Genomic DNA, 16,421 nt, shown 5'->3' with positions numbered 1-16,421 from the left:
TTCTAAAATCAGTCTTACACCTAAGCCATCGCCCCACTCAACCCACTTAGAACTTAAACCTTTTCGTCAATCTTTGTAACTGAGTAGACAAAGGCTTACTCCAACCGCCGCCGAGTAAATCGTGGAGTAGGGTATAAAAGCAAGGGATGATGAACAGTGTCAAAACTGTTGCTAAGGATAAACCGGAAAACACTACTATACCTAATGGTTGCAGAAATTCGGAGCCTTCACCAATTCCCAAGGCTAGGGGGAACATACCCAACACCGTGGTAATGGTAGTCATTAATACAGGGCGTAAGCGTTGGGGGGCGGCTTGCAAAATGGCGGTGCGGCGGTCAACTTTGTCGCGATCGCGGATTTGATTTGCCAATTCGACCATGATAATAGCGTTATTTACCACAATCCCCACTAGTAACACTGCACCCACAATCACGGTTGCACCGATCGCAGTCTGAGTAATGTAAAGTCCGAAAATACCCCCAGCTAATGCTAGGGGAATAGTAAACATAATTACTAGAGGGTCAATGAGGGAATTGTATTGTACCGCCATGACTACAAATACAAGGAAACTAGCTAACCCACCTAATAGTTGCAATGAACTTTGCAATTGTTGATTCGATTCTGCGGCGGCGCTGGGTAAAACACTTACGCCTTCTGGTAGTTGTAGGTTACTAATAACGTTATTTACCTCTTCTATAGCACGGCTAAGGCTTGCTCCCTCGGTTAAATTCCCGGCAAAGATAGCCACTTGACGTTGGTTAATACGTTGAATTTCTCCAGGTGCTTGAGCTTCGGTAATCTTAGCCACATCACTTAGGCGAACTTGGCGATTGTTATCGACAAATAAAGGTAATCTCTCCAGTTGGGAACCTGTTTGCAGTTTTGACTCGTTCAACTGGACGCGCACATCTACTAAGCGATTACCGCGTTGTAGTTGTGTAGGGATGCTACCTTCTAAAGCTGTCTGAATTGTGTCCCCGATTTCTCTCGTAGTTAGTCCTAATGCAGAGACTCTTTCCCAGTCTGGGAGGATTTGCACTTCTGGCTGTCGTTCATCTGCATCAGGACGAAATCTAGCTTGGGTGACTTGTTCTTCTAAAGCTGTTAGTACCTGACGGCTGGCTTGTTGTAATGTGTCTGCGTTATTCCCTTGGAGAATTACATCAACATCAGCGTTACGTACAGGGGAGTTATTGGTAATTAATCCCCGGACTTGACCAGGAGACAAGCGTAAACGAATACCTGCTAAATTTAATTTGTTTAATTCTTGGGTAACTCTTTCTACATAAGCATCGACATTAGTACCTGATTTTAGGGTAATGGTGCTAGTACCGCGTAAGGGGTTTTCACTGGTAGTATTGCTAAATAAAGCACCGCCTGCTGTGGTGAAGGTGTATTCTGTTTCTGGCTGTTGACGGATAATTTCATCTACCGCATTCATGACTTTGCGGTTAGTTTCTAGGGGCGTACCCGGCGGAAACTGAGCAAATAAGCTAGCTTGTCCTGTACTAATACGGGGGAGGATTTGTTGGGGTATTTGGGGAGCCATCCATAAACTACCACCACCAAGTAGGAGAATAGCGATCGCAACTGTAACTAATCGCCAGCGTAATATCCCAGCCAAAAATCTACCATATCCTCTAGTCGCCGCATCAAAACGCTCGTTAAATTTCCGCAATGGCCAGAAGTTGCTTAAGCCGCTAGAAAGTTTCCAACCCAATAACCGCGAGGCGAGCATCGGTACTATAGTAACAGCAATAACGATGGAAGCTGCTACGGAAAAGCTGATGGTGAGGATGAGTTCGTTAAACAGTAAAGCGATGAAGCCACCAATAAGTAAAAATGGTAACACTGCTACTAAATTAGTACTAGTAGAAGCTATTAAGGCTGATTCTACTTCTCGGCTACTTTGTTCAGATTGGGAAAGCAATTGCTGTTTACTTAAACGGCTTTTGTTGTCTTTCCCAGGAGTCATCCCCACACCTTCGGCGATGCTTTCTAACATGACGATGGAGTTGTCAACAACTATACCCACACCCAAGGCTAAACCACCCAAGCTAAAGACGTTGATGGATAAGCCGAATAACCCCATTAAGATGATTGCGGCGAGGGTGGCTAGGGGGATGGCAACAACGATAATCAAGGTTTGTCTGATGGAACCCAGGAAGAGAAGAACAGCGATCGCAGCTAATGCTGTACCTATCAAGCCAGAACTAGTAACATTGGAGATAGAATTGCGGATAAACCTTGATTCATCTAAGGTAGGTGTAATCACCGTACCTTCAGGAATTACGCCAGATTGTTGCAATTCTTCTAAACGTTTTTTGACAGCATCAACAACATTAATAGTGTTGGCATCTGGTTGTTTTTGAATACTTACTTTTACGGCTGGTTGACCATTGAGTGAGACATATATTCTTTGTTGTTCTGAACCATCGATGACTTGGGCAAAGTCACGGAGATAGACGCGACGGATTGGGGACTGTTGGCTGTTGGCTGTTGGCTGTTGACTGCCCTGCACTGAGCTTGCCGAAGTGTTGACTGCTGACTGTTGACTGTTGACTGTTGAAGACACTTCAAAGGACAGATTTTTTAGTTCTTCTGCACTTTTAAAGCGTCCTACTGTACGGGTTAAGGGTTCGGAATTTTGTCCCAAAATCCTACCGCCAGAAATATCGACGTTGCGATCTCTGAGTTCATCTAGGACATTGGTTAAGCCTACACCCAAAGCCTGCAAGCGGTCTAGGTCGATATTGACTGTGACTTCTTCTTGCACTCCACCGGATACATCTACCCCAGCTACGCCAGATACTACGCCTAATTCACGAGCTAATTCTTCTTCGGCAAATACTCGTAAATCTAGCCCTTCTAATGAGGGGGAAGTTAAGGCAAATTCATATACTGGCAATTGCGAAGGGTCAACTTTGAATAGACGTGGTTCTTCAATGGTGTCAGGTAAAGTGCTTCTAGCTCTATTAAAGGCGGCGGTAGCATCGTTTAAGGCTTGGTCGATGTTACCCCCCGGCTCAAAGAACAAGTCCAAACTAACTTGTCCCTCACGAGTTTGGGAAAAAACTTGTACTACACCCTCTGTTGCGGAGAAGGCTTCTTCCAAAGGTCTAGTTATTTCATCAATTGCTACCTCTGGAGAAATTCCTGGTGCTTCTATCCGCGCACCAATCCGAGGATAGGTAATGGAAGGTAATAAATCTACAGGCAAATTAATAATGAAAAATATACCCAGCACTATCACTGCTAGGGTAAGCATGAGTGTACCGATATGTTGGCGAATGGATACAGCACTTATGCTAAATCCACTACTTTTGGTTACTTGCTGCATTAGGTTGCTTTACTCCAATTCAAAATTCAAAAAACTCATCTTTACTTTGAATTTTTAATTCCTTGCCGGGATCTTTTCGGAAAGAATTGAGAGGCGTACTGGTTCACCATTTTTTAAAGGTCTACCACTACGCGCAACATAGCGTTCTCCTGGTTGTAAACCAGATAAAATTTCTACTTTGCCATCAGCACTTTTTCCTAATTTGACGGTGCGTGCTGTGACTGTTGGTTTACCTTGATTATCTGTAACTACGTATAATGTGCCGTTCTGGGGTTGTGATTGTCGCCCTGTATTTGCAGAGGTTTCCTGGTTTCGTCCTTCTTTTTGGATAGCTGTTTGTGACACGACTACTCTTTCTGGTGTCTGGTTGGCAAAGTTAACCCGTGCGAGTAGTCCACTACCAATATTGGCTTGAGTGTTGGGAATTACTACTTCTACTGGAATCAAACGCGCTGTAGCATCGGCGGCTGGGGAAATGCGGATGACTCTACCATTAATTGTTTGGTTGGGAAAGGCATCTAAGCGAACTTGTACAGGTTGTCCGAGTCGAATTTGTCCTAGTTCTAATTCGGAAACTTGCACTACTACTTTGATTTGGCTCAAGTCGGCAATTTTTAAAACTTCTCCGCCTGCTTGTAGAAGATTACCAGGTTCTGTAGCTTTTTCGCTGATGACACCAGTAATAGGTGATATGAGGTTTGTATAGGAGCGGCGCTCTTTGGTTTGAGCAACTAAGGCTTGTTGGGCGAATACTCTACCTTTAGCAGCAGCAACGGCTTGTTGTTCTGTGCGTACCTGGGCTATGGCTGCACGTAGTGCTTGGGCGGCTGTGTTGGCTTCGGTGCGTGCTTGCTGGGCGGCTTGTTCGGAAATGGCTCCTTCTTTGAATAATCTCTCTTGGCGTTTGGCATCGGCTTCTGTTTGGGCTACCTGTAGCCTTTCTCTTTCAACTTGGGTACGTACATTACTTACTTGAGTTGTAGCTCTAGCTACTTCAGATTGCAGGGCGGCGAGTTCTGCTTCTGCCCTTCTTAATTCTGTAGTTAGTAGGACATCATCCAATCTCCCGATGTTTTGCCCTTGTTTAACGGTGTTACCTACATCAGTGTTTAGGGATAATAACCTACCTTCTACTTGTGATCGCAATGATACTGTACGGAAGGGTATGGTTGTACCTGTGTATTCTGGTTGTGTTTCTAGTCTATCTGTACTGGCGATCGCTACGTCTACAGGTGCTAACCCTCCTCTTTCTCTCCCTCCCTGCCGTTGTGATTGAGCTTCTGCTGCTTCTTTAGGCATTGAACCACAGCTTGCGGTCAATACTCCCATACTCAACAGACAAGTAAACAATAAGATAGATTTTGCCGATAGCCATTGAGGAAGTCCTTGGCTGTTGGCAAAATCTGCTTCCATAAATTGAACCTTGGTCTTCCGTAAAGGGGTGATAGCTGGGTAAGTTTGCTGTTTCATGATTTTTGCTCTAATGTTGTTGTTTAAAATCATTTATAGTTCGTTTTTGTGACGAAGTTATTACAATAACAGCCTGTTTTACCTAGCGATTCTCTATATACAGTACGGGCTGCAAAATATGATTAAGATAACCTAATTCTTGGCATTAGAAATTACTACTTTTGACATATAAAGTACAAATAAAGGCTGATATTTTATCAATTGATAATTGACAATTGTTTCATTCAAGGTTTAAGACCTCTCCTTTTAAGGAGAAAAAATCAAAAAATAAATCCTTGTCTCCAATCCTCTTACTTAAGCGCGAGAGGGAAAAAGTCAATTATTAATTGTCCATTGTCTATTGTCCATTGTTGAATGGAATATATATTTGGTATTAGTTTCTTCTATGAACTTGGTTTTATCTATGTTTAGATAGTAGGGAAACTAAACTAGTTTCTCAGTTTTTAACACAAGATACAGATATTTAGTAAATCTAAATATACATAAATATTAGCAAAAATACTAACTATGTCATAAAAAATTTTGAGTATTTCGTAAGAATATTAACTTTTCTTAAGATAAATTGTGTTTTGTTACGATGTATTATACGGGTAAAATCAACTATTTATTTTATTTAAGCGAGGAAAAATAAGAGTGACATTACCGCTAAAACTTGCACACACAGCTGATGAGTCGCAAATTATTGAGTTCTTTCAAGAATCTGTTGGTCAGTGGCGTTCCGAGAGACGTTACTATACTCTCCCTGATGGAGAAACCAAGGAGATGGAGAGTATTATCAATATTCGATTTTTAGAACAAGGCTGTGAAGAACTACAAAAACTGGCTCAGATACATGAATTACCTGAGTCAGTTATTTTAGTGTGTGGTGCAGAAGTGAATTGGTGCAGTACGGATGTTCTAAAAGATAGAACTGAGTCGCAAGGTTCAACTCTGTTTGGTGCGTTAGGAAACAACTTGTACCGCGATCGCGGTTTCGCTACATCCAAACCAGTCACCGCCAAGTATAATTTCCCTAACACCAAAACTCTATATTTGCGAACTGAATATAAGGGTTCGGTATTTGAAGAAGAATTAAAGCTAATAGGTAACAAATACCGTACCAGACAGACCATAATTTCTCGTGCAGGTGAACAGATAATGATAGGTCAATATTTAGAAAAGAGAATAGTTTAGTAGTCCATAGTCCATAGTCAACAGTCAATAGTTGCAGTTTTATGACTATTGACTATTGACTAATGACTAACAACTAATTAAACACTTGCTGCTGAATCAGATTCATTGAGTGCAGTACGTGCATTCCAGGAAAGCATAACGCGGGAGACTCCTGTAAATAAAACGCTAACACCTACTAGAGTTCCCAACAACCAAGGCGCGTCGAAAGGCCATTGGAACCAAACCATTGCGCCTAATATTAAGGTAATAATGCCGTCACCCAAAACCCAAGTCCAGTTTTGTTGAGGACGTATGCGGAAAGCGAGAATTAGCTCGAATGTACCTTCTGTTAGTAAAAAGCTACCCAATAACAAGGTGAGTGTCAGAATACCTGTTCTGGGGTAAACAAACAACATCATACCTGTAGCGATGTAAAGACCACTCAATAATATTTTCCAAATAAAACCACCTTGCTGGCGGGTTTGAGTAGCATAAACTAGTTTGGCAAATCCTGAAGAAATTAGAATCAATGCAACCCAAGTTTCCGCAAAAATTGTAGAAATAGTGGGTATAGCGATCGCAATAATTCCTAAAACAACCAAGAGAACGCCAATTACTAGCGATCCATTGATATTCTTATTGATGTCATTAGAAACATTAGCTGTCATACAAATATTACCCTATGCTTTAGCGAACCTAAGATTAGGCTAGGAAATTTTTGTAAATTGTGAAATAACCCTAAGAAATAAGCCTTTTAGTAAATTCTTTTAGTTATGAGGAATAGTAGTAGCTTGTGACAACAGTTTTTTCGTGGTTATTGTCCCAAAAACCCAAACATAATTAATTTTTCTGCCTTAAAGTAATTTTTGAACCTGATTGCATATTCCCATACTATTTTAGTAGCTCAAAATTTCACTATCTAAACCATGTTACGACGCTTTTCACTCAATCAGACTTTAATAATCACTGGTATTGTACTAACTATAATCTCCTTTATCAGCATCTGGTCACTACCATTACAATTTGGAATCAGTATAAATTGGATACTTGGTAGTAGATTTAACACTGATCCACAAATAAGAGCAGCCTACTTAAGACTTAGTGGTGATTGTTTTTTACTCCAGAGTATTTATATTTTTTCAATTGGCATTGTTTTGCTAGTAGCCGGACTCTTCAAAAATCCAAATCGTTAAATTTGTGGCAATCTATACAATAGAATGCGATTGCGCCCCTGGTGTAGAGCGGAGAATTGAGTCCGAGTTGCTTAAATAACACCCCGGTTAGTCAATCCCAACACAGCAGCAACGCCAATAATATGACCAAAACTCATAGCTGCCAAAAATGTACCTACGCTGGGATTATTGAATAGTGAAGGGAAAGGCAAAGGCATTTTTGGCCCGGTGTGTGGATAGCGAATTGATCTACCGACGATTAAAAGTATTAATAAACAACTACCAATAATAATAGGTGTGCCAGTCCAGTTCCATGTTGTACCTGTGTTAGCTACTGTGGGTTGAGCCGCTAGTAGGATTGATGAGAGCATAGTTCTTTCTCCTGCGTGAAAAAATTGATTTAGCTGTCAGTTAGCAGCAACATCAATACTCCTCTTGGTGAAGTCGAAGAATCCTCTTTCACAAGAAAGGTTTTAATCTCCTTCTAAAGTTGAGGTAATGATCTAGAAGCTAACTGCACTAAGTTCGCAAGTCCCACGGCTGGAGAAAGAACCAAGATGAGAAGACCCAGAATACTAGGTCTTAGCAATATCAAATTTTACAGACGACCAATATTAGTCAATCCCAAGACAATACCAACACCAAGAAGATGACCGAAAGCCATTGCACCGATAAAGGTAGGAATGCTTATAGGTAGTCCAGGGAATTTAGGGCCGACTTGAGGCTTTTCAATTCTCAGAGCGAATAAAAGAGCCACCACACTGCTAGCACTGATAATAATTGCTACGGTAGGCGACCATTGGGGTGTTGTAGGTACGGTTGCAGAAGCTGCTGCTAATAAAGCTGATGTAATCAAGTTCTTGTCTCCTAAATATATAAGACAAAGTTAATCTAGACCTAGAAAATTATAGAGTTAGTTAGGACACAACAAACTTCATCTAGCAAATTCATTTTTACTTCCCAATATCGGAAATGCTTATGCGTGTGAAAATTTGCGGCATTACTCAACCACAACAGTCAGTAGCGATCGCTTCCTTGGGTGCAACAGCGCTAGGATTTATCTGTGTACCCTCCTCTCCTCGTTACGTCACGTCTACACAAATTCGGGCAGCTGTGACACCCTTGCCAGAAGATATTGATACAATCGGCGTTTTTGCCAATAGTAGTGTTGCCCAAATAAGTCAAACAGTACATGATTCTGGGTTAACTGGTGTGCAGTTACATGGTGACGAAACCCCAGAATTTTGTGAACAGTTGCGTGAATCTCTACCTGAAGTTGAAATCCTCAAAGCTTTGAGAGTACGTAATCTGGAGCATCTAGAACAAGCAGTTATTTACACCCAATATATAGATACTTTATTACTTGATGCCTATCATCCCCAACAATTGGGCGGTACTGGCCAAACTTTAGATTGGCAGATGTTACAACAATTTCGTCCCAGTTGCCCTTGGTTATTAGCTGGAGGACTCACACCAGAAAATGTATTAGAAGCTTTAAGTCAACTTAACCCTGATGGCATTGATTTATCTAGTGGTGTTGAACTTAAACCAGGGGATAAGGACTTGGATAAGGTGGCGTTGTTATTTGAGAGGCTGGGGAGATGAAGGAGTAGGGGGAGTCTCACAAGTGTAGGTTTTTAACTAAGCAGTGAGTACGGACTCTAAAACTAAGGAGAAAATTATTGTTTCATCAAATCTTACACCCTTATACCCCTACACCCCTACACCCCTACACCCTAAAACCAACGTTTTTGGAATACAAAGTAAAAAACCTACACCTGTCAGGTAGGGGGAGTCTGACAGGTGTAGGTTTTTTACAAGAGTGTGAGCATTCATTCACGCTTGACAGAAAATAAAAGCAGACTGACAAAGTGAAACAGAGGCTCAAATGCTGAAAAATGAGTACCTCAAACAATGGACAAATATAGTGTCACAGAAAATGCCACATCTGACGTTACCACAAGTGGTAGGGCTGGCAACATGGAGTTTTGGCATAGTGATGACAAGATCAAGTAGCTTGAGCAAAGTGTCAAAATTCATAGCTCAAGTCAACTCAGAAAAGGCAAATACAGTACGTCAAAGATTAAAAGAATGGTATGAGGAAGCCTCTGCCAAAAAAGGGCTTCATCGTCGGACTCTAGATGTAAGTAGTTGTTTTGCGCCATTGCTGTTATGGGTGATCAGTTTGCTACCTACCAATATCAAGCGTATTGCGCTAGCACTAGACGCAACCAGTATCGGCAATAAGTTTGTAGTCTTATCAGTAAACATACTCTTGGCGGGTTGTGGAATCCCGATAGCATGGTGTGTGGTCAAAGCACATGAGCCAGGAAGTTGGAAAGGGCATTGGCACAATCTGCTCACAGCAATCAAAGATGCCATCCCAACTGAGTTTGATGTCATAGTCACTGCTGACAGAGGACTGTATGCTTGTTGGTTGTATGAATTGATTGTGGCTGCTGGCTGGCATCCGTTTTTACGTATTAACCATCAAGGAACTTATCGCCTGCCATCTGGGAATACATGGCATCCACTAAAAGATGTGGTTTGTACCCCTGGAACATCTTGGTCAGGTCGAATTATTTGCTTTGTCACCAATCCCGTTGAATGTACATTGCTTGCCCGTTGGGATCTTGGTTACAAAGACCCTTGGTTGATTTTGACTGACCTTGAACCCATGAGCGCCTCTGCACTCTGGTACGGTTTACGTCCTTCTACAGAATGTGTTTATCGGGATGTCAAAGGAGATGGTTGGGATTGGCATCATACTCGTTTGCTCTCACCACAACGTGCTGAACGTTTGTGGTTAGCCATCGCTGTTGCCACTCTTTGGATGGTGATGCTGGGGGGCGAAGCGGAAAATCAATCTTCTCCCCCAACTCTCGAACAACTTCCACCTCGACATGTTGTCTTTTCTCAGCCTTTCCACCTTCATCCTCAGCGTCAGATTTCTTGTTTTTTGTTAGGCCTGTTGACCCTGATTGCTGATTTACTCAACCATCTTCCTATTCATCTTCCCAGTTGGAGTGCTTTTCCTCATACTCCTGTTGACGATTTCTTTTGCTTCAATTCCTCCTAATTGTAAAAAACCTACACCTGTCAGGTAGGGGGAGTGGGGGGAGATGTGTAGAAAATTACTCAGCGCTCATCACTCCCCACTCCCTACTCCCTAGAAGAATGCTGCTTGATGACGAATCAAGTTAAAGAACTCTTCTCTAGTTTTGTGTTCTTCTTGGAAGACACCTAACATTGCACTGGTTACAGTCCAAGAACCTGGTTTCTGTACACCGCGCATTACCATGCACATATGACTGGCTTCCATGACAACAGCTACACCTTGCGGTTCCAAAATTGTTTGTACTGCTTCGGCAATTTGGCGGGTTAGCCTTTCTTGGACTTGCAAGCGGCGAGAATACATCTCCACAATACGGGCTAATTTACTTAGTCCTACTACTTTTTGGTTGGGGATATAAGCAACGTGCGCTCTACCCATGAAGGGTAACATGTGGTGTTCGCACAAGCTAAAGAAGTTGATATCCCGAACTAGTACCATCTCGTTATGGCCTTCATCAAAGACAGCACCGTTGAGTAATTCTTCTAAAGATTGGTTATAGCCGCTAGTCAAAAACCGCATTGCTTCTGCGACCCGCTTTGGTGTCTTCAATAGACCTTCTCTTTCTGGGTCTTCGCCAACACCCACTAATATGTCCCTGACAGCATTCATCATTTGCTCCATGTGTTCTTCTGAAGGCGGATGCAAATCGGGTTCCCTTCCATCGTGGGTGTTGCGGTCGGGTCTGGGATTGATGGCTTCTGTCAAGTCGGTAATTAAAGGTGATTGAGAGCGGTTGGAAGCGTTGGAGCCGTTGGAACTAGCAATAGTCATGATTCAGTCTTGGTTATGGATTGATCGTTGATCGTTGGTCATTGGTCATTGGTCATTAGTCATTTGTTATGGGTAAAGTAGAAGACATTTATTTTGCACCTTGAAATTAAATCAAAGTCTTGTAGGGTGGGCATCTTGCCCGCCCATGTTATGCAAGTTAAATGTACAACAGCTTAACAATAAATGACTATGGATAGACAACAAGGACTAATTAAAGTGCGCCGGCACTGGGCATAAGTGTCAATTCATCAATTACAGCTTGTGGTGGTAACAAGGCAACGTGGAGAATTGATTGCGCGACAATTTCTGGGGTCAGCATTTTAGAGCGGTCAAAGTCAGCCTTTACGGTTTCTGTATCCCAAATTTCAGTATTAACAGCACCAGGACAAATAGCGGTCACACGAATGCCGTTAACACGTTCCTCTTGTGCCAAGGTTTGAGAAAGTGCCATTAATCCGGCTTTGCTGACGCTATAGGCTCCCCAGCCAGGAAAAGCTTGTTTTGCGGCAATCGAAGACACATTAATAATTGTGCCTGTATGGCGATCACGCATTCTGGGCAGTATCCCTTTAATACACTCAAAAACACTGGTCAAGTTCAAGTTAATTACTTGCTGCCAGTCTGTTAAAGGAGTTTCGCTTAAAGTACCTGTATACCCTATGCCTGCATTATTTACGAGAATATCTATGTCTCCAAAATCGGTGGCGATCGCTTGTATTTTAGTCTCTACTTGCGATACATCGGCTAAGTCTACATTATAGGCTTTGGCTACAACTCCTGTGTGTTTTGTTGCTTCTACTACAGATGCTAATTTCTCCTGGGAACGGCTCACCAAAGCTACATCTATTCCGGCTTTCGCAAAAGCTAACGCTGTTGCTTTACCAATTCCACTACTTGCCCCTGTAATTAGAGCGCGTCGTTTCTGCTCCCAACTCATGCTTTCTCCCAGTCTTTAGGCAGTTTTTGCAAGCCCTTGCCACCTAATTATCGAAATTTTTTGACTTAAAAAGATTAAATTAAGCTTAAATTTCGATGATATTCTCTGACAAATGCTACGATTTATTGTTATTATTAGTTTTCTCTTCAACTGTTTTTCATACAGACATAACGCCAGCTAGTTCAAAAACTAGCTAGGTCATAGAAATTAACTAGCAAATACTTTGGTACAGCCACACATTTACATTTGGTGGCTTTTTTGAGATATAAATACCTGTGGCTGAGAAGATTGTTAAAAATCTTTAAGTAGCCACAGGTAATTATAACACTGCTTTTGGGGAATAAATCAATTGAGGGCGTTATTAAGAAAAGATTCTCTTACTTAGGGTTGTTGACGGGAGGCAAATCAATTCAAAATTCAAAATTCAAAATTAAGAATTTCTCAGCACGCGCTAAACGCGCCGCTTCCGCTAACAGCACTCAGCACTCATTAATGATTAACTTCTGCGAACACGCCTATTTTGCGGAACTTATCGTAACGTAGTTGGCGGCGTTCTTGAGAGGTTAAACGGTTGAGTTCTTCTAGGTTGTCTAAAAGGGCTTGCTTGAGGGTTGTAGCGGCTGTTAAAGGCTCGGAATGCGCGCCACCGATGGGTTCAGGTAAGATTTGGTCAATGATGCCTAAGTTTTTCAGATCGTGGGAAACGATTTTGAGGGCAACGGCTGCTTGGGGCGCTTTGCTGGCATCTTTCCACAAAATGGCGGCGCAGGCTTCGGGGGTAGCTACAGTGTAAACGGCGTGTTCAAACATCAATAAGCGATCGCCTACACCAATACCTAAAGCACCACCAGAACCGCCTTCACCAATGACGGTACAGATAATTGGCACATCTAAAGAGAACATTTCCCGTAGATTATAGGCGATCGCTTCCCCAGCGCCTTGGCGTTCTGCTATTACTGTAGGTAATGCGCCTGGAGTATCGATGAATGTTAAGATTGGCATTCTAAATTTATTGGCGTGTTCCATCAGGCGCATCGCTTTACGATAACCACCTGGGGTAGCCATGCCGAAATTTCGAGCAATATTATCTTTGGTGTCCCGCCCTTTTTGATGACCCAACATAACCACAGGCTGACCAGCCAACCGCGCTACACCACCGATCAAAGCTGGATCATCACCACCACAGCGATCGCCATGCAACTCCATCCATTCATCACTAATCGCTTGGATGTAGTCGAGGGTACTGGGGCGACGGGGATGACGGGCTACTTGTAATCTTTGGGCTGGGGAGAGAGTGCTAAAAATTTCCTCCCGTAGCTGCATGGCGCGTGTTTCTAGCTTGCGAATTTCACCAGACACATCTACACCATTTTCCTCTGCCAATTGCCGAATTTGATCAATCCGGTTTGCCAGTTCTGCCAGTGGTTTTTCAAAATCCAACAGTAGTGGTTTACGCTCAGTTGTAGCCATCGTAAAATTTATAAGGGTTAAGGGTTGAGTTATTAAGTCAAAAGTCAAAAGCCCAAGTCTAGACTAATGACCAATGACTATGGACTATTGACTAAACCAGCAGTGGTCTAAACCCATGTTTTACTGATGCTTGACCAATCTGCTCCATTTTGTCTACGGTAATCTGATTACGCCCCCAAGAAAAGTTCGTGTACAACTTCTCAAATTCCAGAAGCATAGATTCCGCAAAACAAGCAAATAATTGGCGTGCTGGCACATCCATATTGACTATTTGCATAATTTTCCAGTCAATATCCAGCGAATGTTCTACAATACCACCGTTTAGCACATAAACGCCAGGATGCTGAATTTTTGTACCTAAGTTTTTCGGATACCCACCATCAATCAATAGACAAGGCTGCTTTAAAACTGTGGGGTCAATTTCCACACCTTTAGGCATACTAGCTACCCAAACAACGATATCAGCTTGGGGTAGTGCTTCATCCAAAGCCATGATTTTGCCACGTCCCAATTCTGCTTGTAACTCTTGCAGCCGTTCTTGGTTACGGGCGATTAATAGCAGTTCTTTGACATCAGTTTTAGCATCAAGCCAGCGAGTGACGGCGCTACCAATGTCACCAGTAGCACCACATATGGCCACTGTTGCTTGGGAAAGTTCTATGCCAAGTTGTTTTGATGCTTGTTCTACCTGCCGACAAATAATATAGGCTGTGTGAGTATTACCTGTAGTGAAGCGTTCAAACTCTAACTTAATATTACGAACTTGGCTGAACTGCTCCAATTTGAAGTTTTCAAAGATAATAGAGGAGAAACCACCCAAGGCTGTAATATCAATACCATGCTTTTGTGCATGAGCCATTGCGTTAAGGACTTTACGGGTTGCGGCTTTAATCCGGCGAGTTGCTAACATTTCCGGTAAAAAGCAAGATTCTACGTATTTTCCTTCAATTACTTCTCCAGTAATACTAGTAACTTTGATGTGATCAACAATCTGCGGTGGGGCGCTGCACCAAAAATCTAGCCCTTGGTCGGCGTATTCGGGGTATCCCAGTTCTTGAGCTACCGCTTGAGCGTGTTCTAAACTTGTTAAATGTCCAATTAGACCAAACATGGAGTGATATATTAAGCGTGTGGCTTGGCGAATGCGTGCAATCAGTTAGTAAGAGATAATACTTAACTCTCAAAAATACTACAGAAGGTGTAAAAGTAATTAGTGAGTCTAAGTTTGTAGTAAGCACTTTAGGGCTTAGAAAATGCAGGACTAAAGTCCTTACTACCAACAAAGGCATTATTTATGCTGCTTTGAGACCATGTGCTGACAAGCGCATAATATCTTTGGTAGTGAAGCCAATATTACCTAAAGCCTCGCCGTACTGAATCATAAAGTCTTCAACTAGGGCTTCTTTTTCCATAGCTAAGGTTGCGGCATCATGCTCGACTTGGTTAAGCATTTTCCAGACTATAGGAAGGTTCTGACGATTAGCTTCTTCTAATTCTGCTTTTGATTCGGCAAAATTTTTCTGTAACCAAACCTCGCCAAAGTTGAGGTGACTATATTCATCTTTTACTACACCCTCGGTAATTTTACGAGCAAAGTCGTCAGCAACAGGGATGTAGATGTTGTATGCGGCGATCGCAAAACATTCGATGATGAGAGACTGAATCAGTAGGCAAGTAACAACTTTACCTTCGGCAGCCGCTTTTTGAAAGTTACCGTGTAGTCCAGCAAAAAATTCCTTAGCAAACTGCATATCTGGTGTAACTGCCAGATTTCTGCCACAGGCTTCAAATCCTTTTTTGTGGCGGCTTTCCATCTTGGATAGCCTAATTAAGTCTTCCTTGTGTTCTGGCAGCAGATCAGCTAGTTGGATGTAATTTTCGTAGGCTTCTTGTTCACCTTCAATAACGATCGCATTTATACGGCTATAAGCATCTTTATATTTTTCGCTCTGAAAATCAATTTCTAAATCGGCTGCAACCTGCTGCATGATATGTTTACTCCTGTAAACCAGAATTATTTGATACCAAACTTTAATTTACCCTATGAATTTAGGGTATTACTCATTGTGGTTTAATTTTACTTAACAATTGCCTATGTTATAGATTAGCGGTTGCTGGTGTCTTTCTTACTAATACTAAAGAAATAAGTGTTTGACTATTTAACTCATGCCCAAATTAAACTGGAATTGGAAATCTGCTGACTTTTGGAGTTTAGCAGTGCTACTACTGGGGGCATTCATCGTCCTGTTACCACTTTTTGTGGTCTTTCTTACTTCCTTTTTACCTCCAGGTTCAAATGTAGAACTTTTACCTAAAAATAATTGGTCATTAGCGAATTACCGCGAAGCTTGGCAACGAGGCAAATTTTTGTTGGCATTTGCTAATTCTACCTTGGTAGCGATCGCAGTGACGGCATTTCAGATTGTGACTTCGGCTTTAGCGGGTTACGCTTTAGCCAGACTGAAATTCCGAGGTAGGCAAGCACTACTTTTAATTGTCTTAGCAACTTTAATTATTCCCTTTCAATTATTGGTGATTCCCATCTTTTTAGTTTTGAAGTGGGGTCACTTAATTAATACCTACGGTGCATTAATTTTACCAACGGCTGTCAATGGCTTTGGGATTTTCCTTTTACGTCAGTATTTTCAGACAATTCCCGTAGAGTTGGAAGAAGCTGCAACCATCGATGGGGCAAACCGACTACAAATTTTATGGCAAATCATGTTACCCTTAGCCCGTCCTGCCTTGGTGACACTGTTTCTGTTCACCTTCATCGGTGAATGGAATGATTTATTTAAGCCCTTAGTCTTCACCACAAGACCAGAATTAAGAACAGTCCAGTTAGCCTTAGCAGACTTTCAGGAGCAGTTTACCAACAATTGGCCTTTGATGATGGCAGCCGTAACTATTGCTACCGTACCCGTGATGGTGCTATTCCTCATCGGTCAGCGTCAGTTTATCAGGGGTATTGCTACGACGGGGATTAAGAATTAA

General features: G+C 42.2%; 14 protein-coding genes. 4 read left to right on the top strand and 10 right to left on the bottom strand.

The annotated features are described in order from the left end of the window. Positions 1 to 46: 46 nt before the first annotated feature. Together NSMS1_RS18640 and NSMS1_RS18635 are read right to left on the bottom strand one after the other, a co-directional pair. Positions 47 to 3,340 (bottom strand): efflux RND transporter permease subunit, encoded by a 3,294-nt coding sequence (locus NSMS1_RS18640; protein ID WP_224086268.1) that lies wholly within the window; start codon positions 3,338 to 3,340, stop codon positions 47 to 49. Between the two features lie 54 nt (positions 3,341 to 3,394). Further along, the gene (locus NSMS1_RS18635) at positions 3,395 to 4,810 is read right to left on the bottom strand and encodes an efflux RND transporter periplasmic adaptor subunit (protein ID WP_224086267.1); all 1,416 of its coding nucleotides are present in this window, start codon (positions 4,808 to 4,810) and stop codon (positions 3,395 to 3,397) included. A gap of 633 nt (positions 4,811 to 5,443) precedes the next feature. Between NSMS1_RS18635 and NSMS1_RS18630 the strand changes: the two genes are divergently transcribed. Continuing rightward, positions 5,444 to 5,983 (top strand): phycobiliprotein lyase, encoded by a 540-nt coding sequence (locus tag NSMS1_RS18630; protein WP_224086266.1) that lies wholly within the window; start codon positions 5,444 to 5,446, stop codon positions 5,981 to 5,983. A 77-nt stretch (positions 5,984 to 6,060) separates the two neighbouring features. Here the strand turns inward: NSMS1_RS18630 and NSMS1_RS18625 are convergent, their stop codons facing one another. From NSMS1_RS18625 to psaK (NSMS1_RS18615), 3 genes are all read right to left on the bottom strand, one after another. Beyond that, on the bottom strand, positions 6,061 to 6,630 hold the full coding sequence (locus tag NSMS1_RS18625) for an HdeD family acid-resistance protein (protein ID WP_224086265.1): 570 nt from the start codon (positions 6,628 to 6,630) through the stop codon (positions 6,061 to 6,063). Between the two features lie 596 nt (positions 6,631 to 7,226). Then, complete coding sequence (gene psaK / locus NSMS1_RS18620) at positions 7,227 to 7,505, bottom strand: photosystem I reaction center subunit PsaK (protein WP_224086264.1); 279 nt, start codon at positions 7,503 to 7,505, stop codon at positions 7,227 to 7,229. Positions 7,506 to 7,732: 227 nt separating this feature from the next. Next, positions 7,733 to 7,990: a photosystem I reaction center subunit PsaK gene (gene psaK, locus NSMS1_RS18615; protein WP_411908636.1), complete on the bottom strand. Its 258-nt coding sequence runs from the start codon at positions 7,988 to 7,990 to the stop codon at positions 7,733 to 7,735. Positions 7,991 to 8,112: 122 nt separating this feature from the next. Between psaK (NSMS1_RS18615) and NSMS1_RS18610 the strand changes: the two genes are divergently transcribed. Then, on the top strand, positions 8,113 to 8,739 hold the full coding sequence (locus NSMS1_RS18610; RefSeq protein ID WP_224086263.1) for a phosphoribosylanthranilate isomerase: 627 nt from the start codon (positions 8,113 to 8,115) through the stop codon (positions 8,737 to 8,739). A gap of 283 nt (positions 8,740 to 9,022) precedes the next feature. Beyond that, positions 9,023 to 10,213: a transposase gene (locus NSMS1_RS18605; protein ID WP_224085516.1), complete on the top strand. Its 1,191-nt coding sequence runs from the start codon at positions 9,023 to 9,025 to the stop codon at positions 10,211 to 10,213. 90 nt (positions 10,214 to 10,303) lie between these two features. On the opposite strand, the gene folE is transcribed toward NSMS1_RS18605, so the two are convergent. The 5 genes from folE to NSMS1_RS18580 all read right to left on the bottom strand — a co-directional run bounded on the left by folE (position 10,304) and on the right by NSMS1_RS18580 (position 15,415). Then, on the bottom strand, positions 10,304 to 11,020 hold the full coding sequence (gene folE, locus NSMS1_RS18600) for a GTP cyclohydrolase I FolE (RefSeq protein WP_224086262.1): 717 nt from the start codon (positions 11,018 to 11,020) through the stop codon (positions 10,304 to 10,306). 211 nt (positions 11,021 to 11,231) lie between these two features. Continuing rightward, positions 11,232 to 11,957: an SDR family oxidoreductase gene (locus tag NSMS1_RS18595; protein WP_224086261.1), complete on the bottom strand. Its 726-nt coding sequence runs from the start codon at positions 11,955 to 11,957 to the stop codon at positions 11,232 to 11,234. A 489-nt stretch (positions 11,958 to 12,446) separates the two neighbouring features. After that, positions 12,447 to 13,427, bottom strand: coding sequence for an acetyl-CoA carboxylase carboxyltransferase subunit alpha (locus NSMS1_RS18590; RefSeq protein ID WP_224086260.1), 981 nt, complete (start codon positions 13,425 to 13,427; stop codon positions 12,447 to 12,449). 91 nt (positions 13,428 to 13,518) lie between these two features. Continuing rightward, complete coding sequence (locus NSMS1_RS18585) at positions 13,519 to 14,538, bottom strand: long-chain acyl-[acyl-carrier-protein] reductase (RefSeq protein WP_224086259.1); 1,020 nt, start codon at positions 14,536 to 14,538, stop codon at positions 13,519 to 13,521. Between the two features lie 181 nt (positions 14,539 to 14,719). Continuing rightward, positions 14,720 to 15,415, bottom strand: a complete 696-nt coding sequence (locus NSMS1_RS18580) for an aldehyde oxygenase (deformylating) (protein ID WP_224086258.1) — start codon at positions 15,413 to 15,415, stop codon at positions 14,720 to 14,722. A gap of 178 nt (positions 15,416 to 15,593) precedes the next feature. Between NSMS1_RS18580 and NSMS1_RS18575 the strand changes: the two genes are divergently transcribed. Then, entirely contained in the window at positions 15,594 to 16,421 is an 828-nt protein-coding gene (locus NSMS1_RS18575) for a carbohydrate ABC transporter permease (protein WP_224086257.1), read from the top strand.

This window comes from Nostoc sp. MS1 (assembly GCF_019976755.1).
GTDB lineage: Bacteria > Cyanobacteriota > Cyanobacteriia > Cyanobacteriales > Nostocaceae > Trichormus.
Note: the sequence above shows the minus strand (reverse complement) of the source record. Positions and strands in the feature narration are given on the sequence as shown.

Excerpts from the sequence above, each read along its gene's own strand:
- NSMS1_RS18640 (WP_224086268.1), bottom strand. The coding sequence starts at position 3,340 with ATGCAGCAAGTAACCAAAAGTAGTGGATTTAGCATAAGTGCTGTATCC.
- NSMS1_RS18635 (WP_224086267.1), bottom strand. The coding sequence starts at position 4,810 with ATGAAACAGCAAACTTACCCAGCTATCACCCCTTTACGGAAGACCAAG.
- NSMS1_RS18625 (WP_224086265.1), bottom strand. The coding sequence starts at position 6,630 with ATGACAGCTAATGTTTCTAATGACATCAATAAGAATATCAATGGATCG.
- psaK (WP_224086264.1), bottom strand. The coding sequence starts at position 7,505 with ATGCTCTCATCAATCCTACTAGCGGCTCAACCCACAGTAGCTAACACA.
- NSMS1_RS18610 (WP_224086263.1), top strand. The coding sequence starts at position 8,113 with ATGCGTGTGAAAATTTGCGGCATTACTCAACCACAACAGTCAGTAGCG.
- NSMS1_RS18605 (WP_224085516.1), top strand. The coding sequence starts at position 9,023 with ATGCTGAAAAATGAGTACCTCAAACAATGGACAAATATAGTGTCACAG.
- folE (WP_224086262.1), bottom strand. The coding sequence starts at position 11,020 with ATGACTATTGCTAGTTCCAACGGCTCCAACGCTTCCAACCGCTCTCAA.
- NSMS1_RS18595 (WP_224086261.1), bottom strand. The coding sequence starts at position 11,957 with ATGAGTTGGGAGCAGAAACGACGCGCTCTAATTACAGGGGCAAGTAGT.
- NSMS1_RS18590 (WP_224086260.1), bottom strand. The coding sequence starts at position 13,427 with ATGGCTACAACTGAGCGTAAACCACTACTGTTGGATTTTGAAAAACCA.
- NSMS1_RS18585 (WP_224086259.1), bottom strand. The coding sequence starts at position 14,538 with ATGTTTGGTCTAATTGGACATTTAACAAGTTTAGAACACGCTCAAGCG.
- NSMS1_RS18580 (WP_224086258.1), bottom strand. The coding sequence starts at position 15,415 with ATGCAGCAGGTTGCAGCCGATTTAGAAATTGATTTTCAGAGCGAAAAA.
- NSMS1_RS18575 (WP_224086257.1), top strand. The coding sequence starts at position 15,594 with ATGCCCAAATTAAACTGGAATTGGAAATCTGCTGACTTTTGGAGTTTA.